This is a genomic window from Mesorhizobium sp. P2_F5, from assembly GCF_056403715.1.
Genome location: NZ_JBFUEY010000014.1, coordinates 174,548 through 198,792 on the forward strand (window position 1 = coordinate 174,548; position 24,245 = coordinate 198,792).

General features: G+C 64.0%; 19 protein-coding genes and 1 pseudogene. 17 read left to right on the top strand and 3 right to left on the bottom strand.

Annotated elements, in window-relative coordinates; genetic code table 11:
- The first annotated feature begins 5 nt into the window (after window positions 1-5).
- The 16 genes and pseudogenes from tssB to AC1DYO_RS20105 all read left to right on the top strand — a co-directional run bounded on the left by tssB (window position 6) and on the right by AC1DYO_RS20105 (window position 18,968).
- The gene (tssB, locus tag AC1DYO_RS20030) at window positions 6-542 is read left to right on the top strand and encodes a type VI secretion system contractile sheath small subunit (RefSeq protein ID WP_181058488.1); all 537 of its coding nucleotides are present in this window, start codon (window positions 6-8) and stop codon (window positions 540-542) included.
- Between the two features lie 3 nt (window positions 543-545).
- Complete coding sequence (gene tssC, locus AC1DYO_RS20035; RefSeq protein ID WP_477266194.1) at window positions 546-2,051, top strand: type VI secretion system contractile sheath large subunit; 1,506 nt, start codon at window positions 546-548, stop codon at window positions 2,049-2,051.
- Between the two features lie 40 nt (window positions 2,052-2,091).
- Complete coding sequence (locus AC1DYO_RS20040) at window positions 2,092-2,547, top strand: Hcp family type VI secretion system effector (RefSeq protein WP_181058489.1); 456 nt, start codon at window positions 2,092-2,094, stop codon at window positions 2,545-2,547.
- On the top strand, window positions 2,534-3,289 hold the full coding sequence (gene tssE / locus AC1DYO_RS20045; RefSeq protein WP_477266260.1) for a type VI secretion system baseplate subunit TssE: 756 nt from the start codon (window positions 2,534-2,536) through the stop codon (window positions 3,287-3,289). The genes AC1DYO_RS20040 and tssE overlap by 14 nt, the downstream gene beginning before the upstream one ends.
- Before the next feature lies 1 nt (window position 3,290).
- On the top strand, window positions 3,291-5,165 hold the full coding sequence (gene tssF / locus AC1DYO_RS20050; RefSeq protein WP_477266197.1) for a type VI secretion system baseplate subunit TssF: 1,875 nt from the start codon (window positions 3,291-3,293) through the stop codon (window positions 5,163-5,165).
- Window positions 5,129-6,172, top strand: a complete 1,044-nt coding sequence (tssG, locus tag AC1DYO_RS20055) for a type VI secretion system baseplate subunit TssG (RefSeq protein ID WP_181058491.1) — start codon at window positions 5,129-5,131, stop codon at window positions 6,170-6,172. The genes tssF and tssG overlap by 37 nt, the downstream gene beginning before the upstream one ends.
- On the top strand, window positions 6,169-7,653 hold the full coding sequence (tagH, locus tag AC1DYO_RS20060; protein ID WP_477266200.1) for a type VI secretion system-associated FHA domain protein TagH: 1,485 nt from the start codon (window positions 6,169-6,171) through the stop codon (window positions 7,651-7,653). Before tssG ends, tagH (AC1DYO_RS20060) begins: the two co-directional genes overlap by 4 nt.
- Window positions 7,654-7,656: 3 nt before the next feature.
- Window positions 7,657-8,109: a type VI secretion system lipoprotein TssJ gene (tssJ, locus tag AC1DYO_RS20065; RefSeq protein ID WP_477266202.1), complete on the top strand. Its 453-nt coding sequence runs from the start codon at window positions 7,657-7,659 to the stop codon at window positions 8,107-8,109.
- Window positions 8,110-8,167: 58 nt separating this feature from the next.
- Window positions 8,168-9,502: a type VI secretion system baseplate subunit TssK gene (tssK, locus tag AC1DYO_RS20070; protein ID WP_477266204.1), complete on the top strand. Its 1,335-nt coding sequence runs from the start codon at window positions 8,168-8,170 to the stop codon at window positions 9,500-9,502.
- Window positions 9,503-9,506: 4 nt separating this feature from the next.
- The gene (gene icmH, locus AC1DYO_RS20075; RefSeq protein ID WP_477266206.1) at window positions 9,507-10,832 is read left to right on the top strand and encodes a type IVB secretion system protein IcmH/DotU; all 1,326 of its coding nucleotides are present in this window, start codon (window positions 9,507-9,509) and stop codon (window positions 10,830-10,832) included.
- Window position 10,833: 1 nt separating this feature from the next.
- Entirely contained in the window at window positions 10,834-14,373 is a 3,540-nt protein-coding gene (tssM, locus tag AC1DYO_RS20080; RefSeq protein ID WP_477266208.1) for a type VI secretion system membrane subunit TssM, read from the top strand.
- Entirely contained in the window at window positions 14,355-14,897 is a 543-nt protein-coding gene (gene tagF, locus AC1DYO_RS20085; RefSeq protein ID WP_477266210.1) for a type VI secretion system-associated protein TagF, read from the top strand. Before tssM ends, tagF begins: the two co-directional genes overlap by 19 nt.
- Before the next feature lie 16 nt (window positions 14,898-14,913).
- The gene (locus AC1DYO_RS20090) at window positions 14,914-16,002 is read left to right on the top strand and encodes a DUF2169 family type VI secretion system accessory protein (protein ID WP_477266212.1); all 1,089 of its coding nucleotides are present in this window, start codon (window positions 14,914-14,916) and stop codon (window positions 16,000-16,002) included.
- Window positions 15,999-17,006, top strand: coding sequence for a hypothetical protein (locus tag AC1DYO_RS20095; RefSeq protein WP_477266213.1), 1,008 nt, complete (start codon window positions 15,999-16,001; stop codon window positions 17,004-17,006). The genes AC1DYO_RS20090 and AC1DYO_RS20095 overlap by 4 nt, the downstream gene beginning before the upstream one ends.
- A 63-nt stretch (window positions 17,007-17,069) precedes the next feature.
- Window positions 17,070-17,405, top strand: a pseudogene (locus AC1DYO_RS20100) (PAAR-like domain-containing protein); the annotation flags it as partial.
- Between the two features lie 687 nt (window positions 17,406-18,092).
- On the top strand, window positions 18,093-18,968 hold the full coding sequence (locus AC1DYO_RS20105; protein ID WP_477266215.1) for a hypothetical protein: 876 nt from the start codon (window positions 18,093-18,095) through the stop codon (window positions 18,966-18,968).
- A gap of 31 nt (window positions 18,969-18,999) precedes the next feature.
- Here AC1DYO_RS20105 and AC1DYO_RS20110 read toward each other — a convergent pair whose 3' ends face one another.
- From AC1DYO_RS20110 to AC1DYO_RS20120, 3 genes are read right to left on the bottom strand one after another with little or no spacing between them, the layout of a single operon-like run.
- Entirely contained in the window at window positions 19,000-20,067 is a 1,068-nt protein-coding gene (locus AC1DYO_RS20110) for a HEAT repeat domain-containing protein (RefSeq protein ID WP_477266217.1), read from the bottom strand.
- Window positions 20,067-20,492, bottom strand: a complete 426-nt coding sequence (locus tag AC1DYO_RS20115; RefSeq protein WP_128341912.1) for a DUF6484 domain-containing protein — start codon at window positions 20,490-20,492, stop codon at window positions 20,067-20,069. The genes AC1DYO_RS20110 and AC1DYO_RS20115 overlap by 1 nt, the downstream gene beginning before the upstream one ends.
- Window positions 20,493-20,500: 8 nt before the next feature.
- Window positions 20,501-22,834, bottom strand: coding sequence for a type VI secretion system Vgr family protein (locus tag AC1DYO_RS20120; protein WP_477266220.1), 2,334 nt, complete (start codon window positions 22,832-22,834; stop codon window positions 20,501-20,503).
- A 271-nt stretch (window positions 22,835-23,105) separates the two neighbouring features.
- Here AC1DYO_RS20120 and tagH (AC1DYO_RS20125) point away from each other — a divergent pair, with 271 nt between their 5' ends.
- Window positions 23,106-24,131, top strand: a complete 1,026-nt coding sequence (gene tagH / locus AC1DYO_RS20125; protein ID WP_477266222.1) for a type VI secretion system-associated FHA domain protein TagH — start codon at window positions 23,106-23,108, stop codon at window positions 24,129-24,131.
- Window positions 24,132-24,245 lie beyond the last annotated feature (114 nt).

The window sequence follows — 24,245 nt, forward strand, 5'->3', positions numbered from 1 at the left end:
AACACATGCCAGCCGAAAGCAAAGCGAAGGTCATCGAGCGAAATCGCGCCCCGCGCGTGCAGATCGCCTACGATGTCGAAACCTATGGCAGCCCGACGACGATCGAACTGCCGTTCGTGATGGGCGTGATGGCCGACCTATCGGGCGCATCGCAGACCAGGGAAGCGGCAAAGACGGTGCTCGACCGCTCCTTTGTCGAGACCGATGCCAACCGCTTCCCCAAATTCATGGAAGCGCTGGGTCCCAGGGTCAAGGCGCGGGTCAAGAACACGCTGCCGCAGGCCGAAGGCCAGGAGCGTGACGAAGAGCTCGCGCTCGACCTGACCTTCACCAAGATGGGCGATTTCGCTCCCGACAAGATCGCCGAACAGGTGCCGCAACTGGCCGAGATCCTCAAGATGCGGCGCCAGCTCGAGGAACTGCTCGGCTTCATGGACGGCCGCGTCGATGCCGAAAAGCGCATCGCCCAGTTGCTGAACAATCAGCCGCTGCTTGGCCAGATCGCCGCCCAGGCGCTGTCCGACGACAAGGGTGAGGAATAGATCATGGCCGAACAGCAAAAGACCGCAGCATCCGTCGCCGAGGCCGAGGCCGTCGATCTCGGCGAATTCAGCCAGCTGCTGGAGAAGGACTTCAAGGTCAAGAAGGACGACAGCGAGAAGCTGCAGCAATTGGTGCGCAACCTGGCGCTGGCGGCGCAGTCGCGCTCCGAAACGACGACCATTTCGTCGAACTCGATCAAGTCGATCAAGTCCTTGATCGCCGGCATCGACAAGATGCTGACGACCCAGGTCAACGAAATCCTGCACGCGCCGGAAGTGCGGCAGATGGAAGGCACCTGGCGCGGCCTCTGGTACCTCGTCAACAACACCGAGACGGATCAGAAGCTGAAGATCCGGGTGATGAACATTTCCAAGGAGCAGCTGGCCGATACGCTCGAAGACTATGAAGGCCAGATGTGGGACCAGAGCCCGATCTTCAAGAAGGTCTACACCGACGAGTATTCGATGCTCGGCGGCGAACCGATCGGCTGCGTGATCGGCGCCTACGAGTTCTCCAACCATCCGCGCGATGTCGGCCTGTTGCGCAACATCTCCGGCATCTGCGCCTCGGCGCACACGCCGTTCATCGCGGCCGCCTCGCCGCGGCTGTTCCGCATGGACAGCTGGCAGGAACTGCCCAACCCGCAGGATCTGCAGCAGATCGTCTCCAACCCGGCCTATGCCTCGTGGCAATCGCTGCGCGAGAGCGAGGATGCGCGTTATATCGGGCTGACCATGCCGCGCGTGCTGGCGCGGCTGCCCTACGGCTCCGAGACTGTGCCGGTCAAGGGTTTCTCCTTCGAGGAGGAGGTGCAGGGCGATCACAACAAATATGTCTGGATGAACGCCGCCTTCCCGATGGGCGTCAACATCAACCGCAGCCACAAGCTCTATGGCTGGGGCACGCAGATCCGCGGCGTCGAGAATGGCGGCACGGTGCTCAATCTGCCGGTGCACTCCTTCCCGACCGATGACGGGTCGATCGCGATGAAGTGCCCGACGGAGGTCGCCATCGACGACCGGCGCGAGGCGGAACTGGCCAAGCTCGGCCTGATGCCGATCCTGCACCGCAAGAACACCGATCTCGCGGCCTTCATCGGCGCCCATTCGCTGCAGGACGACGAGACGCGGGCGGGACGCCTGGTCGACCCCGACGCCCAGTCCAACGAGCGGCTCTCCGCCAACCTGCCCTATCTGTTCCCGGTCTCGCGCTTTGCCCACTACCTCAAGGCGATTGCGCGCGACAAGGTCGGCTCGTTCAAGGAACGCACCGACATGCAGATCTGGTTGACCGAATGGATCAACCGGTACGTGCTGGCCAATCCGGCCTTCGCCGACGACAAGGCGCGCGCCAAGCGTCCGCTTGCCGCCGCCGAGGTGCAGGTCGATAGCGTGGAGGGCCGGCCGGGCTACTACAACGCCCGCTTCTATCTGCGCCCGCACTACCAGCTGGAAGGCATCAACGCCTCGCTCAGGCTGGTGTCGGAATTGCCGTCCGTGAAGACCTGATTGCAGCAACCAAACTTTTTGAAAGCGGTGGAGAAAGACTATGCCAGTGAAAATTGATGGTTTCCTGAAGGTTCCGGATATCAAGGGCCCAAGCGTTCGCGATGGCCATGAGGACGAAATCGAAATCCACGGCGTCGACTACAAGATGGTCGCGCCCTACGATCCGAATTCGCTCTCACGCCGTGGCCGCGTGTCGATGGGCATGATCAAGTTCATCAAGCATTACGACAAGGCCTCGCCTTACCTGAAGAAGGCCCTGTTCGAGAACAAGGCCCTGGACGAGGTGGTGTTCTCGGCGCGCCGGACCATCGATGGCGAAACCAGCGACTATCTGGTCGTCACCCTGACCGACGCCTCGATCATGGAATACGACATGTCGCAGGCCGAGGACGAGGAAGACTTGATCCAGGAAGAGGTGTCCTTCGCCTACAAGAAGATCAAGTTCGTCTATGACGGCAACGACGAAGCCGAAATGGATGTCTATGTCGGCAAGTGAGGCGCGGTCAAAGCGCCCCGGCACGGACAAGTCACAGACCGGCGGGTCACGGGCCAAACGTGAAGCGGTCCAGCCTTCGCTGTGGGACCGCTTGGTCAACGACCTGCCGGGCCTGAGCTCGGAGATAGACGGGCTCAGGCAGGCTCTGCAGGAGGAACTCGGCGGGGAGCGTCTTGACGAGCTGCTGGCAGACGGGCCGAGACGCATCGACGCTGATGACGCATTGAACCCCGATCAGAAGCGCCGGCTGCACCGGCTGGCGTTTCAGAACCGGCATCGCGGCGAACTGGAAAGCCGCGGCATCGTGGTATCGCCCGATGTGCTGCGCGAGGCCGTGCGGCGCGACATTGAAGCGCTGTTCAACACCGAGCGCTTCGAGTCCGCGCCGCTCCTGTCCGATCTCGAGGCCGAGCAGATGACCGACAGTCCGACATCGCTGGCCGATTTCCCGGAGGTGCGCCGCAGCGTCGTCAATTATGGCGTGCCGTCCTTCTCGGGCCGTTCGTCGCGCGATTTCGATCGCGATGTGCTGGCCCGCGAAATCCGCGCCGTTCTCGCCACATTCGAGCCGCGGCTGAAGGAGAGCGCGACGAAAGTCACGGTCAACCTTGGCGACAAAACCGGCTTGAAGATCGAGATCGACGCGGTGCTGATCATGACGCCGACGCCGGAGCGCATGCGCCTGCGCACGACGATCAATCTCGACAACGGCCTGGCGCGCACCGAGTTCAGGGAAGCCTGAGATGGACCGGGTCTTCGTAGAATATTACGAGGAGGAACTGTCCCACATACGCGGGCTGGCGGCGGAGTTCGCCGACATGCATCCGGCGGTCGCGCGCAATTTATCGCTGGATACGGTGCCGTGTCCGGACCCTTATGTCGAGCGCCTGCTCGACGGCGTCGCCTTCCTCGCCGCGCGCACGCGGCTGAAGGTGGATGCCGAACGCTCGCGGTTTTCGCGCAGCATCCTCGACGTGCTTTATCCCGATCTCGTCACGCCGGCGCCGGCGACCGCCATGGTGGTGCTGAAGCCCGGCCAGCAGGTGCAGACGATGCTTGCCGGACATGTCGTCAAGCGCGGCACGCGGCTGGTCTCCAGCCTGCAGGCCGGCCTGTCGACACGCTGCACCTTCACCACCGCGCAGGACATGACGCTATTTCCGATCGCGATCAGTTCAGTCGGCTATTTCCAGGACCGCAGCGCATTGGCCGCCGCCGGCATCGGCCCGATTGACGGCAAGGGCGGCGAAGCCGCATTGCGCATTACGCTTGCCCGGACCGGAAAGGGCAAGCTCGACGAACTGGCGCTCGACCGGCTCGACTTCTATTTCGCCAACCGCACCAAGGCGCCGCTGATCTTCGACGCCATCTTCGGCGTCTGCTCTGGTGTCGGCGCGCGACCAGAAGGCAAGTCCAATCCATTGTCGCCGCTACCGGCGCCGGAGATGGTGGGCATCGCAGATGCCGAGGCGCTGATGCCGCGCACGCGGCCGACCTTCGAAGGCTACCGGCTGCTGCGCGAATATTTCATGATGCCCGAGCGCTTCCATTATGCGCGCGTCACTGGCCTGCTTCCGGTGGTGCGCAAATGCCAGGCCGGGCTCGAAATCATCTTTTTGTTTAGGCGCCCGGTGCCCGAGCTTGCCGACCTGACGCCGGCGGATTTCGATCTTTTCGCAACGCCGATCATCAATCTCTTCGAGCGCGAGTGCAACGTCATCGAGCTCGACCAGCGCAAGACACGTCAGGTGCTGCATGCAGACCGCACGCGGGCGCGCGACTTTGAGATCTACCGCGTCATCCGCGTCGAGGACGCCGATGCGGAAGGGCCAGATGCCGAGATACCGGAGCTCTTCAGCCTCGGGCAAAACCGCGGCAGCGGTTGGGTGTACTCGACCGAACGGCGGCCGCGCCGGCCAACCGAGGACGAGCGACGCCAGGGCGTGACGCGTACCTCTTATGCCGGCGACGATGTCTTCCTGGCGATCTCGCGCCCGGTCCACAGTCAAGCCAACCGGCCGCTCAAGCGCGTCGACATCATGGCGCTTTGCACCAATCGCGACCTGGCCATTCTCGATGACACGCCGACGCTGACGCTGGAAGCCGGTGACCCCGTGGAATCGGTCAGGCTGCTGGGCGCGCTGCGTTCGCCGCAGCCGGCCATCCCCGCGGCGTTGCCGGCCGGCGCCGACGGCGAGTCGCGCGCCGACGACCTGGCCTGGCGGCTGGTGTCGCAGCTGGCGCTGAACTTCCTCAGCCTGGCCAAGGAAGGCCGCGGCGTCGATCCACTGCATGCGCTGCTCGATCTCTATGCCGAGCGCGGCGATCCCGGGCTTGCCCGCAATGTGCGCTCGATCGTGCGCATCGACTCGCGCGCGGTGATCGAAAGGCTGGCGATCGAGGGTCCGATGTGTTTCGGCCGCGGCACCGAGGTGACGTTGCATGTCGACCAGTCGGTGCTGGCGGGACAGAGCACTTTGCTTATGTCGGGCCTGCTGTCGCGGCTGTTTGCCCGCCACGCCGGGATTAACGGGTTCGTGCGCACGCGCACGCGGTTGCTCCAGAAACAGGAGGATGTGCCATGGCCGATGACGCCCGGCAATCGCTACCTGATCTAGAGCGAGCCGCAACCCTGTCCGAGAGTTTCGACTTTTTCGAACTGCTGCGCCGGCTCGAACGGCAAGGCGGCCTGTTCGGCCATTCCGGCCGGCCGGACCGCGAGCCGGCAAGGCTCGGCCAGAATGTGCGCCTGTCCTTCGCGGTGCAGGACGTGGTGGATTTCCGCGAGCCGACGGACACGTCGCCTGCGCGAGTCACGGTCAACAATCTCGGCCTGCTCGGGCCTGAAGGGCCGATGCCGCTGCATCTGACGCGCTGGGTGCTCGATCGCCTGTCGCAGCGCTGGTATGCTGGTGCGGAGGCGCGGCAGACGAGCGACACCACCTTTGTCGACTTCGTCAACATCCTGCAGCACAGGATGATCGCGCTCTACTACCGCGCCTGGGCGGATGCGCATCCGGCTGTACAGGTCGAACGCGGGGTCGGCGGCCGCGTCCGCTCGATGCTGGAAGCGATGGCCGGCATAGGGCTACCGGGCACGCAGGATGCCGAACTCGATGCGGTTAAACTTCGCCAGGCCGCGTCGCTCGCCAGCCAGGTTGATGGCCCGGAGCGGCTGACGCTCTTCGTGGCCGAAGCCTTCAAGGTGCCGGTGGTGCTGAAGGAGTTCGTCGCCGCCTGGATGACCATCCCCAAGGCGCTGCAGACGCGGCTTGCCGGCAGCTATGCCACGCTCGGGCGCAGCGCCACGATCGGCCCGCGCAGCTTCAGCCGGCAAAGCCGGATCGAACTGCGCATCGGCGCGCTCAGCTATATCGACTACAAGGCATTCCTGCCGGGCGGCGAGCGGCTGAAGCTGTTGAAGCAGGCGGTGCGCGACCTGATCGGCGAAACCATCGATGTCGATCTGAGGATCGTGCTTGCCGCCAAAGCAGTGCCGCCGGCGAAGCTCGGAACCGTCCAGCTTGCCCGCACCACCTGGCTGGCGCGGCCGGTCGAAAAGGGCGACGCCGACGACATGCGGCTGCGTACCATCGTCGGCTGGCGGGAAGAGGTGGCGGCATGAGCCTGCTGCTGACACTCGAACAGGGACCACGCGCGCAAGTCACGCGGCAGGCGCGGCTGGACGAGGGCGAGTTGGTGATCGGCCGCAGCGCCGACGCCGACTGGCAGATCAACGATCCCGACATGTTTGTCTCGCGCGCCCACTGCAAGATCACCAGCAAACAGGGCGGCTATTTCGTTACCGATACCTCCAGCAGCGGGTTGTTCATCGACGATGCCGCCAGCCCGCTTGGCGCGGGAAATTCGGCGCGCCTGCAAAGCGGCATGCGGCTGCGGCTTGGCGACTATGTGGTGTGCGTCGATCTGCAAACAGCCAAAACCGAGGCGCCGGCCTCCAGGCCTTCGATGCCGGATACCAGACCGGCGGTATCACGAGCACCGGTCAGCCTCGGCGGCGACGATTTCTTTTCGTCCACGACGGAAGAGGAGCCGGGACGGCCGCGGCCCGCCGACCTGCCCGATCCGTTCGAGAAGCCGGTGCCCGGCGCATTCGCGCGTGCGCAGTCCAACGAACGCAGCTCGCAGGCGTTCGACGATCCGTTCAGCCTCGACCCTGTGGCGACGCCGGCGCCCGAGCCCACTGACAGAAACGGCGCCAAGCCATCGTTCAACAATCCCTTCGGCCTCGACGCCGCGCCGCTGTCGAGAGAGCCGAGCAGATCCAGTTCCGAGCAGCCGCCGGCCTTCGATGACGGGTTCGGTTTTGGCCCTGCCGAGTCCACTAGCCTCGACGCAGGCGTGACCGGTGGCGGCGCAATCGATGCACCCTCGCCTGCCTCCTCTCCGGCGCCCTGGGATCTGCCGGCCCGCGCGGCCGAGCCATCGCCACCGCAGCCACCCCCTCCCCCGTCTCCGCCGCCACCGCGCGCACCTGTCCGGCAGGCCGCGGCGCGGCCGTCGGCCGGACCGTCGGACGCGGAATTGCGCGCCGCCTTCCTGCGCGGCATGGGCATGGACGAGGCCGATTTTCCCGGCAGCGATCCGGTGGCCGACATGGAAAAATTCGGCCGCGAATACCGGCTGATGATGGAAGGGCTGATGCAGCTTTTGCGCAAGCGCGCCGAAGAGAAGGGCAACGCCCGCGTCGCTCAAACCGTGGTTGGCGCATCCGAGGTCAACCCGCTCAAATTCCTGCCTTCGGTCGACGATGCGCTGGTCACCATTCTGGCCGAGCGCAGCCCCGGTTTCCTCGGCGCCGAAGCGGCGATCAAGGACGCGGTGCGCGATCTGGCGCAGCATCACGTTCGCGCCTGGCGCGGCGTGCAGGGCGCGCTCAAGCGAATGATCGATCGCTTCGATCCGGCGGCGATCGAACAGGAACTGAAGTCGAGTTCGGCGATCGGCAATCTGCTGACCGGCGGGCGCGGCGCCAAGCTCTGGGAACTGTACCAGAAACGCCACCGTGAAATCGCTCACAGCGCCGAGACGCGTTTTCTGGGCGAGATCGGCGCTGATTTTAGGGACGCATATGAGGAGGACTGAGACATGATCGACAGACGCGAATTCATTCTGGCCATCGGGGCTACGGGACTGCTGACAGCTTGCCAGAGCGGCCCGCCGAAACCGTCCGTCATAACGGTCAATCTGGCCGGTGGCGCCGGCATGAACCCGGGACCGGGCGGCGGCGACAGGCCAGTGACCGTGCTGGTCATGCGGCTGAAGAGCACCGGCGCTTTCAACTCGGCCGATTATTTCGCCCTGCAGGGCGGTGCCGGCGCGGCACTTGGCGGCGATCTGATCGGCTCCGACACGATTTCCGTCGGGCCGGGCAAGACCGCGTCGAAGACGATCACGGTCGAACCGGAAGTGGCAGCACTCGGCTTCGTCGCGCTGATCAGGGAACCCACCGGACGCAACTGGCGCACCACCAAGTCGGTGTCGCCGGGATCGAAGTTCACCGTCAATGTGAAGCTCGGCAGCGGCGGCATTTCCGCCTAGCGGCGGCAATTCCGCAAAGCCGCGCCAGGGTGATGAGCAGGATAAAGAGAGTGCCGGCATGAGCGATGCAAACAGGGTGCTGTGGTCGGAGGGGTTGTTTCTCCGCACCCAGCATTTCCAGCAACAGGACCGCTTCTTCGAAGCGACGGTGCGCGGCGCCTTGCAGGCCGGGCATCTGCATACGTTCGGCTTTCGAACGCTGACGCTCGATCAGGCACTGCTCGATGCCGGCCAGATCTCGGTGCTTTCGGCGCGCGGCATCTTTCCCGACGGGACGCCGTTCGCGATCCCCGAGACGATGGATGCGCCGCGGCCGCTGGCGGTGACGCCGGAGATGGGCGCAGGGCCAGTGCTGATCGCACTGCCGCTCGAACCGCCCGGCGGCGTCGGCTTCGACCCGGCACACGCCGAGCCGTCCGGGGCGCGCTATCGCGGGCGGATCGTCTCGGTGCGCGATGCCGTGCATGGCGGCTCCGACCCCGAAGAAATCGAGATCGCGCGGCCGCAGGCACTGTTGCTGGCGCCGGGCACGGCGGTCGGCGGCTACACCGCCCTGCCGGTGGGCGAGCTCAAGGGCGTTCGTGCCGATGGCGGCGTGGCGTTGGACGACACCTTCCTGCCGCCGACCTTGGTCATCGGCGCGGCCTCCTGGTACAGCCGTCTGCTGCAGGAAGTGGTCACCGGCCTCGACCAGATCGCCGAGGCGCACGGCAAGATGGTGCTGGGCGGTCCGGGGCGCAGCGTCGAGGACCTTCTGATCCTCAATCTGGTCAACGCCGCGCGGCCGCGGCTGGCGCACATGCTGGCGCAGGACGTCTTCCATCCGGCCGAGGTCTATATGGAGCTTGCCGGTCTTGCCGGCTCGATGGCAACCTACGGCTCGAGCGCGCGGCGGCTGGGCGAACTGCCCGTCTATGACCACATGGCGCCGGGCCCGGCCTATTCGGCGCTGTCCGACGCGCTGCGTTCGCTGATCCTAAGCCTGCGCTACATCGAGCCGAAATCCCGCGCGCTGCCCGTCATGCGGCACGCCACCAATGTGTGGAAGATCCGCATCGATAACCCCAAGCTTCTGGTGGCGAGCCGGATCGTGGTGCGGATCGGCTCCGAACTGTCGGAGGATGCCTTGCGCAAGATTTTCGTCAACCAGGCGACCGTCGGCTCGGCCAGCGAATTCGAGGGGCTGTGGAAGTCGCGCCTGCCCGGCATTCCGCTGAAGCCGCTGCATTCGCAGCCGCGCGAAATTCCCTATGACGGCGACCGGCTGTGCCTCGAACTCGACCAGAAAAGTGAGCACTGGGCCTCGCTGCTCGAAGCGCCCGGTTTTGTGATCGGCGTTTCGGGGGTGCTGCCCAGCGAACCGCAGGTCGACTGCTACTCGGTCAACAGGTGAGATGATGAGCAGGGACGATCCATTCGGACTGTCCGAGGATCGCGAACGAACGCGCATCCGGCTGAGCGGAGCGCCGACGCCGCGCGCCATGCCGCTTCCGGCGTCGGGCGTGACTGCAAAGCGCTCAGGGCGTGCGCATCCGAATGTGCTTGTCAACGCGTTCTCGCCGCTGCTCGAATTTGCGCCCGAACTGGAAAACGCGCAGCCGCCGGAGAATCCGGAGGCGCTGCGCACAAGGCTGCTCGAAGAGCTCGTGCGCTGCCGCGATGCCACCATGGCGCAGGGATCGTCACTGGAGCGCGCTGACCAGGCCGCCTGGCTGGTGGCTGCTCTGCTCGACGATCTGGCGCTGAACACACCTTGGGGCGGCGCCAGCGCATGGCCGCGCCAGCCGCTGGTGGTGATGCTGCGCGGCGATGTCGACGCCGGCGCGCAGTTCTTCGCCCGGCTCGAAGACCTCGAGCGCCATCCCAACCGCGATCGCGAAATGCTGGAGCTGCAATATCACTGCATGGCGCTCGGCTTCCGCGGCAAATACCGTGTGCCCGGCCGCTCGGGTGACCGATCGCTCAATGCCGTGCGCGTGGCGGCGGCGCGTTTCCTGCGCGACAGCGACGCCGAAGGCGCACCGCTGTCGCCCAACTGGAAGGGCGTGATCGCGTCCGACGAACCGCAGCGTTTCATCGTGCCGATCTGGGTGATGGCGGCGGCCGCGGCGGTGATCGCAACGGCCATCCATGTCGGCCTGTCGATGGGGCTGAGCAGCCAGGCGGTCGAGCTTTCGGCGCTGGTGCGCGCACTGCCGCCGCCGACGCGCGCCGACGTCAGCCGCGCCTCGCCGAAGGTCGACGCGCCGCCGCCGGTGGCGGTGGATTTCGCGCTGCTGCCGGAGTTCCAGGCGGCAGCACCGGACGAGCTCAAGAAAGCGCTCAGCGGCACCGAGAGCGTGTCGCTGGCGCGGCTGGTGATCCAGGCCTCCAATCCCGAACTCTTCCAGTCGTCGCGCGCGCAGCTGTCCGACGGGTTCGACCCGCTCATCGCTTCGGTCGCCAAGGTGATCCTCGAGAACCAGGAGCTGATCGGCAACATCACAGTGGTCGGTCACACCGACGGCGTTCCGTTGCAAAAGACCAATCCACTATCGACCAATCAGCGGCTGTCGGAAGCCCGCGCAGCCGAGATTGCCGACATCCTGATCCAGAACGGCGTGCCTAGGGATCGCGTGCGCTCCGAAGGCCGCGCCGCCACCGATCCGGTCGCCGACGACGGCACACGCGAAGGGCGGGCCTTGAACCGCCGCGTCGAAGTGCTGGTCGAAAAGAGGCTGTGACATGTTCATCCTGCGCTTCCTCTGGGCGGTCCTGACCTCGCGTTTCCTGTGGACGCTGATCGGGCTGGCGCTGCTGTCGCTGATCATCTGGGTGTTCGGCCCGATCGTGCGGGTCGGCGACTATGTGCCGATGGCGTCGGAGACGGTGCGCATCGTCATCATCGCGTTGCTGGTGATCTTCTGGCTGATCTGGCTGATCGTCGCCCAGCGCCGCGCCATCCGCGCTAATCGCATGTTCGTCGCGGAGATTTCCGCACCCGTCGAGGAGAAGCGGCTCAGCCCCGGCGAGGAAAATGTCGCCGCGGTCGGCGCCAAATTCCAGGACGTCATGGTCGAGCTGAAGCGCCGCAAGCTCGGTGGCCGCAAATTCCTGCGCGAGATGCCGTGGTATGTGATCGTCGGCCCGCCGGCGACCGGCAAGACGACGGCCCTGCGCCAGTCAGGCCTCAACTTTCCAATCGACCTCACCGACGATCTGCAGGGCATCGGCGGCACGCGCAACTGCGACTGGTTCTTCAGTGAAAACGCGGTGATGATCGACACTGCCGGCCGCTATGTCCAGCAGGAGAGTCAGCCCGACGTCGACGCCGCCGAATGGCTGGGCTTCCTCGACCTGTTGAAGAAGCACCGTGGCCGGCGTGCGCTGAACGGCGTCATCGTCGCGCTTGGGATCGATGCGCTGTCGGAAGGCGACGAAGCCGTCAAGGCGCATGGCCGCAAGATCCGCAGGCGCTTGGCCGAGCTCGAAGAGCGGCTGGAAATCCGCCTGCCGGTCTATCTCATGCTGACCAAGGCCGATCTGATCAGGGGATTCGAGGCCTTCTTCGGCGGCCTGTCGACGGCGGCGCGCGAACAGGTCTGGGGGACGACCTTCCCGCTCGACGCACGCGTCGACGCCAAGACGATCGCGGGTGAAATGACGACGCTGTCGCGAGAGCTGGAAAAGCGGCTGGTGCCGCGGCTAGAGGACGAGGACAAGCTGGCGGAGCGGGCCGAAATCTTCCGCTTTCCCGCACAGCTGCAAAGCCTGTCCGAGCCGATCCAGGTGCTGGTCGAGGCGATGTTCGGCGAAAGCCGCTACGAGGAAGCGGCCTGGCTGCGCGGCCTCTATCTGACCTCGGCGACCCAGGAGGGCGCGCCGATCGACCGGCTGACTGCAGCGCTGGCGTCCTCCTTCGGCCTGCCGGCGCGGCGCTCGATGCCGGCGCAGCGTTTTGAGAAGCGCAGCTTCTTCCTGAAGAACCTTTTGACCGAGGTGATCTTCAAGGAGGCCGGGCTCGGCACGTTCGATCCGCTGGCGCAGCGCCGCCGTACATGGATCTGGCGCGGCGCCGCGGCAGCCTGCGCGGCTGCAGCCATCCTCGCCGGCTCGCTGTTCACCTGGTCCTACTACGACAACCGCAATGCCATCGCCGCGCAGGCCGGCCAGTTCGAGGCGCTGCAGGCGCCGCTGACCTCGGCCGCCGCGACGCCCGCCTCGGTGCAGCAGCCGGCGATGGACGTTGCCCTCAACGCCATGGACGAGGTCGCCAGTGCCAGGACCGCGCCTCCCGACAAGCCGCAAGATCTGCTTGGGCCATCGGCTTCCGCCGAGATGATGCGGGCGCAGACCGATACCTATGACCATGCTTTGCGCAACGTGCTGGAGCCGCGCATGGTGGCGCTGCTCGAAGCGACGATGTGGCGGCAGATCCGCGATCCGGATTTCATGCTGGGCGCGCTGAAGACCTACCGCATGATGACCGGCCTGTCGCAGATGGATTCGGATTTCGTGCAGAATTGGTGGGTGAACGACCTGCCCGAATTCGCGCCGGCCGCGCCCTTCCCGACCGCCGATGCCGAAGAGCACCAGTTGGCCGCGATCCGCCGCATGGCGGTCGACGACAGCTACATCGCGCCCGATCAGGCGCTGGTAGCCGAAGCGCTGAAAACGGTCTGTACCATCTCGCTGCCTGCGCGCGCCTACAAGCAGTTGCTGGCCGACCCGGCGGTGGCCGAGTTGAAGGAATGGATCCCCGCCAATTTCGCCGGACCGAACGGCGCCAAGGTGTTTTCGCGACGCTCCGACAAGACGCTTCGTGTCGGCATATCAGGCGCCTTCACCTATGAGGGTTTCCACGATGCGATCCTCGACCGGGTCGAGGATGTCGCCGCCCAGGCAGCACTCGACCGCGCCGTGTTTGCCGGCGGCTGCTCGGAAAATTCCGAAACGTCGGTGTCGGCGCTGTCGGAAGATATCCTGAAGCTCTACTACGACGACTATATCGCGCAGTGGGACAGCTTCCTGCGTGACATGCGGCTGGCACCGCTCAGCGACCTCAACATTGCCAGCGAGAATCTGAAGGACCTTTCCAGCGCCGATTCCGCGCTGAAGCGGCTGCTGACGGCGGTGGTCCAAGAGGTCGACCTCACCCGCTCGGACGAGGCGCCCGCGACCGATGACAAGGCGGCGGCCAAGGGCGGTTCGAAACTGCTGGGCAAGCTCGGCAAGCTTGGCAAGATCGTCAAGACCGGCGCCAAGCTGTTGCCGCGCGCAGGGTCGGCGAGCGAGGTCGACCTGACCGGCACGCTTGTGGCCGAACATTTCAAGCCGCTCAAGAGCACGATTGCCGAGGTCGACGGCCAGCCGCCGGCGCTCGACGCCGCGGTCGTTGCGTTGACGGCGCTGTCCAATGTGCTGCAAACGGTCACCGCCAATCCCGATCCGCAGGACGCGATCAAGAAACAGGGCGGGCTTGCCGAACTGACCGGCGCCGTCGCCCGTCAGGCGCAGATCCTGCCAGACCCGGTCAACACCTGGCTGAGCGGCATTGCCGGCGACACCAGCGGGCTGACGCAGAAGGCCGTGGCCTCGGAACTCAACGCCATCTGGCGTGCCGACATCCTGCCCTTCTGCCAAGCCGCGCTCAACGACCGCTATCCGTTCAGTCCCGACAGCGCGGTCGACGTCAACGTGCGCGACTTCGCCCGCCTGTTCGGACCGGCAGGGATGATCGACAGCTTCATCAACGATCATCTGATCAGCTATGTCGACACCTCGGCGCAGCCGTGGAAATGGCGCGCCGACTTCGGCCTCGACCCGTCCGCCCTTGCCGCCTTCGAACAGGCGCGGCGCATTCGCGACGATCTCTTTCCCGGCGGCCAGGGCCCGGTGATGGCCTTCACGCTCGAGCCGACGGACCTGTCGCCCAACATCACCCGCGTCACCCTCAACCTCGATGGCCAGAGCCTCGTCTACTTCAACAATGCGACGCGGCCGCAGCCGATGACCTGGCCCGGCAAGGACGGCACCGGCGTCATCTCGCTCGCCTTCCAGCCGATCGACGGCTCGCCCGAAATCATGCTCAACGAGACCGGCAGCTGGGCGTGGCTGAGGATGCTGCGCGGCGGCCGCTTCACCGGCACCTCGCTGTCCGATGTCTACAGCCTGCGGCTGGGAACGAAAGGCATGTACGCCGACTTCAAGCTCAAGGCGGCGAGCGTCGAAAATCCCTACAACCTCCAGATGTTCAAGAAATTCTCATGTCCGCCGCAGATCTGATCCTGCCCGGCTTTTACGGCAAAATGCCTGCCACCGGCGATTTCGTGACGCGGCGGCTGACGGGCGATTTCGTGCGGCTGTGGGACCGCTGGCTGGCGCAGCATCTGGTGCCGCTGTTTGGCCAGGACATCTGGGCCACTGGCACCGCGCTTCGCTTTCTGGCCGGCGCGAATTCCTTCGGCGCGTCGGCGGGCATCATCCTACAAAGCGCCGACAAGGTCGGCCGGAAATTCCCCTTGAGCGTCGTCGCCCTGCTATCCGAAGCACCTGTCGCGCTGACGCATGCCGAGGCATGGTTTGCCGGAATCGAGGAGGCCGCCAGCGCCGCCCAGCGGGGCGAGCTGACGCCCGACGAACTGGACGCAGCGCTCGGCGGACTGCCTGTACCGCCTGCTGAGCCGGGCGAGGAACTGATCGCCGACATGGTGATGTGGACGGCGCACTCCGACATTTTCGACGTCGATCCGCACTCGCCGCAAGCGACGCTGGAGACAATCCTTGCCGGCAGTTGGGAGACCAGCTGATGGGAGCGCAACTCTGATGTTCGTCAGCCAGAACACCACCCCGTTTCTCGCGGAGACTTTTCCCTATCAGGATAAGCATTGCGTGAAGTTCTGCGTCGCGGTCGTTCGCGCGACGTACGATGTCGATGAGCAAGGCAACTGCACGCCCAGCAAGAGGCAGTCACCTTTCGTCTACGCCGATACCCACTACGGCGATCCGGAAGTCACGTCCATTCGCGTCGAGACCGACTTTGCCCCCGTCAAACCCAAATGCGAGGTCCTGCTCGATGCGATGGCGGTCGCCCCGCAAGGCAGGCAAGCGGAAGCGGTCGAAGTGCGCCTGGTCGGCCCCGGATTGGACAAGCGCGCGGTGGTTACCGGCCAAAGGCGCTGGTTCAGAGGCGGGCTGGGCATCCAGGCTTCGCGGCCGACCCCTTTCACCTCAATGCCGTTGGCATGGCACCTTACATTCGGCGGCACCGACCGATCCGATCCTGATCCAGCGAAACAACGCAGCGACGCAATCAACCCGATTGGCAGTGGCTATCTTGTCGGCCAGAGTGACATTGATGGAACCCCGCTGCCGTGTGTCGAGCGCCCGGAATCCCGAATGCGCATCTGGAACGACCGACCAAAACCGATCGGCTTTGGTCCTGTGCCGCGCTTTGCCAAGGAGCGCGCACGCTATGCCGGCACCTATGACAAGCATTGGATGGACAACGTGCTGCCCTTCCTGCCGCAGGACTTCGATGACCGCTACTTCCAGGCTGCTCCCCAGGACCAATGGCTCGACAGATTGGGCGAGGGCATGGTCTTCGGCTGCATCGGCATGAGCGAGAGCGGCCGGTTCGGGGTAAAACTGCCGAGACTGTCAGTGCCGGTGCGCTTCGTGTTCGACGACCATTTGGAACGAAAGACGATGGTGCCTGATACGCTCATCATCGTTCCGCACGAGAGCAGAATCGTGCTGGCGGGCCGGGTAGGCACGAAGCTGCCGCGCAAGTTCGTGAGACTTGAGGAGGTTCAAGTCGGCAACGACCTCATCCCCCGCGACGGCGAGAAACCGCATTATGCGGGGCTGGGAGTCGCAGTTGCCGCTCTGAAGGAGATAAGGCGCCTAAAATGACGGTCATTTCCTGCCTTAGCCTCGTGTCGCCGGTCGGCTATTCGGCGGGGAGTGCGGCGGCCGCGATGCGGGCAAACATAGCGGCGTTCGCCGAACTTCCCTATCGTGACGCCGACGGCGAGCCAATACGTGGCGCGTCAGTGGATGCCCTGCCGGCGACGATGCGCGGCCGCAATCGCGTTGCTGCCCTGGCGCGTCTGGCCGCCGAACAGGTCGACCCAAAACAGGCGGACCGGCTGCCCTGGGGCGAGATGCCGATCATCTTGTGCACGCGTGAACCGCAGGTTCCAGGCGCGCGCCTCAACGGCATTGTGGGCGGGCTGGCGCTGCCCAATGGCGCATCCCTTGTCGGACCGCATTCCGTGCATGTGACGGAAGGGGCTGTGTCCACCTTCGTCGGCATCTGGCACGCGCGCAAGCTGCTCGCCGAACGCAAAGTTCCCGCCTGTATCATCCTAGCCGTGGATACGCTTATCGATTCGCGCACTCTCGGCTGGCTCGACAAGGCGGGCCGTCTCAAAACGAGCATCGTCACGGATGGCCTCATTCCTGGCGAGGCGGCGAGCATCTCCGTCGTCAGCGCTCGTCCGCTGCTCGAATCACATGTGACGGTGCATGGCCTCGGCTTGGCGCGCGAGACCGCGACAGTGCTCAACGAAGAGCCGTTCCGCGCGGACGGCCTGGCCTCTGCGCTGCGGACGGCCCTGGCGGAAGCCAGGGTGGAGATTCACGATGTTGCGTTCCGCCTGTCCGACGTCGCCGGCGAGTCCTATGCTTTCGAGGAATTGGTGCTAGCGCAAATGCGGGTGATGCGCACAGTCAGGCCGCAACAACTGGTCTGGCTGGCGGCGGCCTGCATCGGTGACTGCGGAGCGGCCGCGGGTTCCATCCAGTTCGCGTGGGTCGAGCAAGCCTTCCGGCGCGGCTATGCACCCGGGCCTTCCGCGGTGCTCTATGGCAGTTCGACGTTTGGTAGCCGCGCAGCGGCGATCGTCACCGCATAGGGGTCGAGAGAGATGACCAAGAGCGTCTTCGCGGAAAAATGGGAGATTGCCGGAGAGAACGGCATGAACAAGTCGATCGCGCGGTTTCCGGATGTCTGCCTGTCGCCGCCATCCCCACCGGCCGGGCCCATCCCAATTCCCTATCCGGACACGTCGTTCTCCAACAATCTGAAGGAAGGCTCCGAGACCGTGCTGATCGGCGGCAAGCCCGCCGCGCTGGCGCAGAAATCCTACTACAAGGAACCGATGCTCGGAAACGAGGCCGCAACCCGCACGTTCGGATCTTCGGTCGTGACCCACCAGATCACCGGCAAAACCTACTTTCAGGCCTGGTGCATGTCGGTGATGTTCGAAGGCAAGAACGTCTGCCGGCATTTTGACATCACGACGAGCAACCATGCGTCCTATGTTGGCGCGACGCCACCGGCGCCGGCGCTCGAGACGCTGAATGCCAAGGATGCCAAGGCGGCCGCGAAGGCCGGGAATTGCCCGTGCTGCGGTGGCCCGCTGCACGAATGGCAGAAGGATCCATCCGGCAAGGCCTATCCCGTGGTTAAGGAAAAGACGTTCTGGACGAACAAGATCAAGAAAATGAGGACTGGGAACGCCGCGCAGATTGCTAATAAGACTCTTTACGAAACCTCGCTAAAGAGGATGTTGCAACTTAAAGCAAAGCATCGCCGACTGCGGAAAGCCGGCAAACCGGCTTGTCCCAATGTCCACAATAATGACAATCAGGGTTGTGCGATGTACTTCGACATTCCGAAGGGCGCGAGAACCTCTGGGGGGGTCAATACACCGGCGCAGGAAGCCAAGGTGGCCTTCGAAGCGACCGGAGTGAAGGATGGCTGCATTCTTGCCTGGGAAACGGGGAAAGGCTCAGCCATTAGAAGAGGGCCGAATGCTGTCGCCGGGAAGAAGTCCTACCATTCCTTGAATCACTTAACACCTCACATGGCCGGCGGATGCAACGAGCCATCAAACGTATGTCCACAGGATGTGATGGATACGGGTGAATGCCAGGAGATTGAGGACGCACAGACTATTCTTGAGAACGTAAACGATTGCATTCCATAAGGCTTTACAATGTCGAAATACATTCCAGTTCCAGAATCCACTCTCAAGATTCTTTCGATAGGATTCCATGTTCCTGGAGTCGATTTGCGTTCTTATGATCCATCCCGGTTGCTTGGAAGCGATGAAATCTGGGAACAGATAGCAGGCCTCTTTCTGGCCTGCGAGTTGGGTGACTCTTCCGCATTGCGCCACATTCCCGCAATCATGAAGGGCAGCGATGCCTATCTCGTCTGGCGAGCGGTTACCAATTTGGCTGGCTTGGCCAGCACCCTTGGCTTTGTGAAGGACGTCTTCAAGCCGTTCGAGAAGGACGGCTCGGGATCGGAGTACTTCATGGCAACGGCCTTGGGCCTGACGCTAGACCCTGACGCGATCCGGATGCTGCTGGCCCTACACAATGACGCATCGGACGAAGAGACCCGCTATCAAATCGAGAGAGAGTTGTCGTATCTGCTCGAGGACACCAACGGACCCATAAGCAGGGGCGCCGACGAGTCCATCGAATCCGAGGATGAAGATACCGTTCACATCATCAATCGGGAGAAGTACTTTCCCAAGGTAGGGGACGCGTTGTCGCTGATGCTGGGCCAGCTTCCGGGTCCCAATACCCCCATCCTCGGTGGCCAGGTTTTCGACGTGGTCAAGCTCGCAAGGCAGCTGCTTGAACGGGTAGGCGGCGCAGCGCCGGAAATAGGTCGCGTCCACCGGCACCGCCTCATCTTTGAGGCCGCCACCGGTGTGAACTGTGCCGCCTTCTTTGACAGCCCGGTCAAACTCAATTCACTTCAGGCGACAGCAATACTGGAGACATTCCTCGATAGCGACGACGTCAGAAGATTTGTCCCGGGGCAGAGGTATTTTTTCGGCCATTCCATCGGCGCCTGATCCGACTGGAAATGAGGGCTGTGACGTCGTTTCAGTCGCGTAGGGCGCCGGCCGCTCTGGCCCATTCGGCAACCTTATCGGCGAGCGGCACCCGTACGATGCTGTCGCTGAAGTAGTCGATGAAGTCCGGGCCAACCTCTTCCATGTCGGCGGAAGACAGCTCATCCCAGGGAGCTTCTGGAAACAATTCCGCAAATGATGCGCCCGCTGCAATCGATACCGGCGGCTCGCGCATCCTCTCAACAAGCCAGGCAAGCTGGCCGCGATCGCCCAACATGCCGATGCTGCGCACCGCGATTGAGGCGGTCTGGGGCGATTGCATTAATCCGCCGAGCCATGCCCGAACTTCCGTTTCAGGCCCGCCCTTGATCGCGGCGCGGAGCGCTATCAGCCTGTCCTTCCCCGGCGTTTCAACCGCTGATCTCAATGCGTTTTGCGCCAACCGGGCATGACCCAGTTCAACCAGCGACCATGCCGACCAGAATCGCGCATCTTCGTCGGAATCGTTGAGCGCAGCGTTCGCCTCGCCGGCAAGATCGGTTCGTTTGAGAACGCCCACCAGCCGTAAGGCCGCCGCACGAACGCGGGGATCGGGATCGCGGGCTAGCCGCGGCAGCAGGTTCTTTGGATCGACCGAATGCGCCAGACATGCCGAAACGCCGAGAAAGCGCTTAAAGGCGTCGGCATCGGTGATCCAGCCCCTCACATGCGGTCCGATTCGGTCGGCCGCATGCCACCGCAGCGCGCCGATGAACCCGTCCAGGCTCGGTGTCAGCTCGCGAGCATGCCCCACCGCTTCTGAAAGCCTGACTGGATCGTTGAACTCGATCGCGGTCCAGGCAAAGGCAAACAGTTCCCCACGATCAGGATAGTCTTCCAGTTGCTGGAGCAGGCTCGGCCAAGCGGCCTGGCCTGCGACGCGCAGTCCGTCCATGTTGGCTTCGATACGGTCGTCGATATCCTTTGCCGCCACCGCCGCGGGTGGCTCTTGCGCAAGAAGGCTCTCGCGCTGCACCCAAAGAAAGGCCACCAGTTCCGCGTGCTGCCTGACCACAAGGCTGGCGATGCGCGGGCGATGGAAGCTTTCGACGGGCGACATCAGTTCAGATTGATCGAGCCGCCACGGATATAGTTCGGCCCGCTGGAGTGGCTGACCAAGTATGTACCGCGGATGACGATCTGCCCATCACTATCCATCACGATGGATGCCTTGCCGCAACGCAGTTCGAGCCGGTCATTGGCGCGGATGCGTACACGCTTGCCGTCGCGGATAACCTCGACGCCCGGCCTGCGCGCCGGCTCGACGATGCGACCGACGATCAGCGGCTTGCGCGGATCGCCCTCCTGGAAAAGCAACGCCACCTCCTTGCCGACCATATCGGAAGACAATTCGCTGAGGCTGCGTGCAGGCTGCGCCGTTTCCTCGGGATTGCCGGCAAAGACCACCAGGGGTACGCCTTCTTCGCCGAACCCCATGAAAACTCCGATCACAACGCCATCGATCGTGCTCTTGACTCTGCCCATCGCGTCCCTCAATTCTCGTTGATCTTCGAGCCTTTGATGATGACATCGCTCGACGCCTTGACGTTGATTTTCCCTGAACCCGTCACCGTGATGTCCTTGCCGTCGATGATGATGGTACCGTCCTTCTTCATCACGATCTTGGAGCTGCCGCACTTGAGGGTAATGTCGTCGGCTGCTTCCACTGACAGGCTCTTACCGACCTTGATGCCGGTATTCTCCTTCACGTCGGTAAGGCTGCCCTTCGCTACCTTCAGGATGTAACCGCCGCCGACGTCGGTGCTGTCGTTCGACTTGATGTTAGCAGCGCGTGAGGCGCCTACGTCCGTCGTCTGGGATGCGGCGATCGCAACCGACTGTCCGGCACCGATGCTGATGTTCTGTCCCGCGCCTATGGTCCAGGTATCGCTAGTCCCGATGCTGTGGCTCTGGCTGATACCGACCGTGACCGAGCGCGTCGCGCCGATCGTGTTGCTCTGGAGTCCGCCGACGGTGCGCTGTTCCGCCGCTCCGACAGTATCGACGCGCGCCGCCCCGACCGTGACCGTCTGCACAATTCCGACGGTCTGCGAATGGTTGGCGTCGATGTTCTCCGTCGAATTCGACACGACATGAATCGTCTCGTTCGCCATCACCGTCAGCGAACGGTTGGCACCCACCGTCTCGGTGTCGTTCGACCCGATGTTGGTGGTCTGGTCGACGCCGACCTTTATCGTCTTGTTGTTGCCGACGTCCTCGTCGAGGTTGTGGCCGACGGAGTGTTTTGCGTCGTGGTCGATGCGGTCGGACTGGTCGTGCTGGACCAGCTTCTTGCGATCATTCTTGATCAGAAGGTGGTGGTCCTTCTGCGCCTGGAAATTGACCAGCTCGGAGCCGGCCTTGTCCTCGAACATCAGCTCGTTGTAGCCGCCACCGCCCTTCGACGAATTGGACTTCCAACCCGACTGCGTGGCGTTGCCGGGCAGCCCATAGGGCGGCATCTGCGAGGCGTTGTAGACCCGACCGGTGATGATCGGCAGGTCCGGATTGCCTTCGATGAAATCGACGATCACTTCCTGGCCGATGCGCGGGATCTGGATGAAGCCCCAGCCGCTGCCGGCCCAGGTCTGCGAGACCCGCACGAAGCAGGAGCTCTTCTGGTCCTTCTTGCCCAGGCGGTCCCAGTGGAACTGCACTTTCACCCGGGCATATTTGTCGGTGAAGATTTCCTCGCCGGACGGACCGACCACGGTGGCCGTCTGCGGCCCGCGCATGATCGGCCGCGCCGTAATCCGCGGCGGCCGATAAGCAACTGAAGTCGGCGCCACGCCGAGCACGACCTTGAAATTCTCGCCGTCGGTGTCGACGCCGGCGCGATAGCCCGGATCGAACAGTCGGTATTCTGCGCTAACCACCAGATATTCCTTGTTCTGATCGTCGCGCGGAAAGCCGTCTAGCTTGAAGGTGCAGCCGGAGAACAGGCCGCGCACGGTGCCGACGGCGGCAATGCGCATGTGCGGCGCCTGGATCTCCTCGCGCCTGATCGCCGCCAGGCTGTCGCCGCGGCCGACTTCCAGATGCGCGCCGGGGTGGCGATAGTTCTCGCCTGCGGCCTGCTTGTGGCCGAAGGGCTGCGCCGACTTCGCCATCAGGTCGGCGGCCGGCTTCTCGAAATCATAGTCGGTGTGGGCATAGGCGCCCGGGCGCACCGCGCTGCCTGGAATCCATTCGGTGATGTATTCGACGTCGCGGCGCGAGCCCTGCCCTTCGAATTGATAGAGCACCGTCTCATAGCCCGGCGCGGGCTTCAGCTTGCTCATGGCGTCGGCCAGGATCAGTTTGTGCTCGCCCTCGGCATGCTCGAAGAAATACAGGATGCCTTCGTGCTCGAGCAGCCGCTGCACGAAATCGAGATCGCTCTCGTCATATTGCACGCAATATTCGCGCGGCGGATAGGACCCCTGCAGCCGCTTCTCGAACTTGGCGATGCCGCCATATTTGGAGAAGATTTCCTCGACGATCTCGACGACGCTCTTGTCCTGGAAGATGCGGCAGTCGGTGGTATTGCCGAGGAACCACAGCCACGGCCTGACGACCGCCTCGTAATAGGCCAACCGGTCTTCGATGCGGGTGAGGCGAAACTCGGAAATGAGGCCGCTGAACCAGCGCTTCGGGTCGGCCTCGCCTTCGATCGAGACGACGCCGCCCAGCATCTTCAGTGGATCGATGTCGGGATTGGTGCTGACAAATCCCACGGTGTAGGCAAGACAGCGGCTGATCTCGTCGCGACCGACGAGATGCGTGAAGGTCAACAGCTCGGCGCCGACCGGCGTCTGCACAAGTGCGGCGCGTTGTTCACTCGGCATGGCTCGTGCCCCTCCTGGACGCTAGTGTGGCAGGTTCGAAGCCCTTCTTGTGTTAACGACCTCACGTTCAAGGACATTTCCGAATTTGCCAACCCAGCCATGTTGAGGCTACCACATGTTCTGTGGCAGACCAAAGAGGGCAAGCGGCGATCAGGGTATGTTTGCGCCGCTTTCGCCAGTGTGAAACGCCGCTCTCCCGCTGTGCCCGCAAACTGCTAGACTGTGGCGCATCGGATCAACGGCAAAGCCAGCGGTCGACGGGCCATATTGGATGTTCATCAGTCTGCAGATCAGCAATGTCGATGTCCTGCCCGGCGGGCTGCCGCCCGGCTACGCATCGCGCGACCGCGGCTTCGAGATCGGACGCGAGAACTGCGCCTGGACCTTGCCCGATCCGGACAAATTCATCTCCGGCCGGCACTGCGAAATCCGCTATGAAGGCGGCGCTTTCTTTCTCTACGACGTCTCGCGCAACGGCACATTCGTCAATGGCTCGAGCCAGCGCCTGACCGGCCCGCACCGGCTTGCGCAAGGCGACCGGCTTCGGATCGGGCGCTATGTCGTGTCGGTATCGATCGATGACGGGAACCCAGCCTTCGGTGGCCATGGCTCGACGCAACGGCAGATGCCCGCCGCTGGATCCTTTTCAGACCATGTCGCAGCGCCCCGGTCGTCGGCCGCGCCACCGGCATCGGTCTCCAGCCGGCCACAGCAAGCCGACGAGATCCTGCGCGCGATTGCCGCCGGCGCCGGCATCCCGCCGGAAGTGCTTCTGCTGCGCCAGCCGCATGAGGTGGCCGGTGAGATCGGCGCCGTGTTGCGGATCGTCGTCGACGAGCTGGTGCTGCTGTTGAAGGCGCGCGCCGCCGCGAAAGTCCTGGCCAGGACCAGCGATCGAACCATGATCAACGCCGCCGACAACAATCCGCTCAAGTTCGTGCCCGGGACGGACGAAATCCTCGACATCATGTTCGCGCGGCGCAGGGCCGGCTATCTCGATGCCAGGCATAGTATCGAAGACGCTTTCCACGACCTCAAGACGCATGAATTCGCCACCTTCGCCGCCATGCAGGCGGCACTGGCGCGGCTGCTCGACGATTTGTCGCCCGAGGCGATCGCCAAAAAACTGCCGCCGACCTCCTTTGCTTCGAAGAAGACGCGCGCCTGGGACGCGCTGGTCGCGACCTGGCGGGCCAAGGAGGAAGCGCACGAAAACGGCCTCTTGGACATATTCCTCACCTATTTCAGCGAGGCCTACGCCAAGGCCGCCAAACAGAAACCGACAGGCAAGAGCTGACCTCGCCTGCCACGAGGCCGACCCGGGCGGCGGCTGGCGACCAAAATTGCGCCGGGTTTCAATCGGAACCTTCTGAGACTACGATCACATACGACAATTGAGCACGCGGGTACG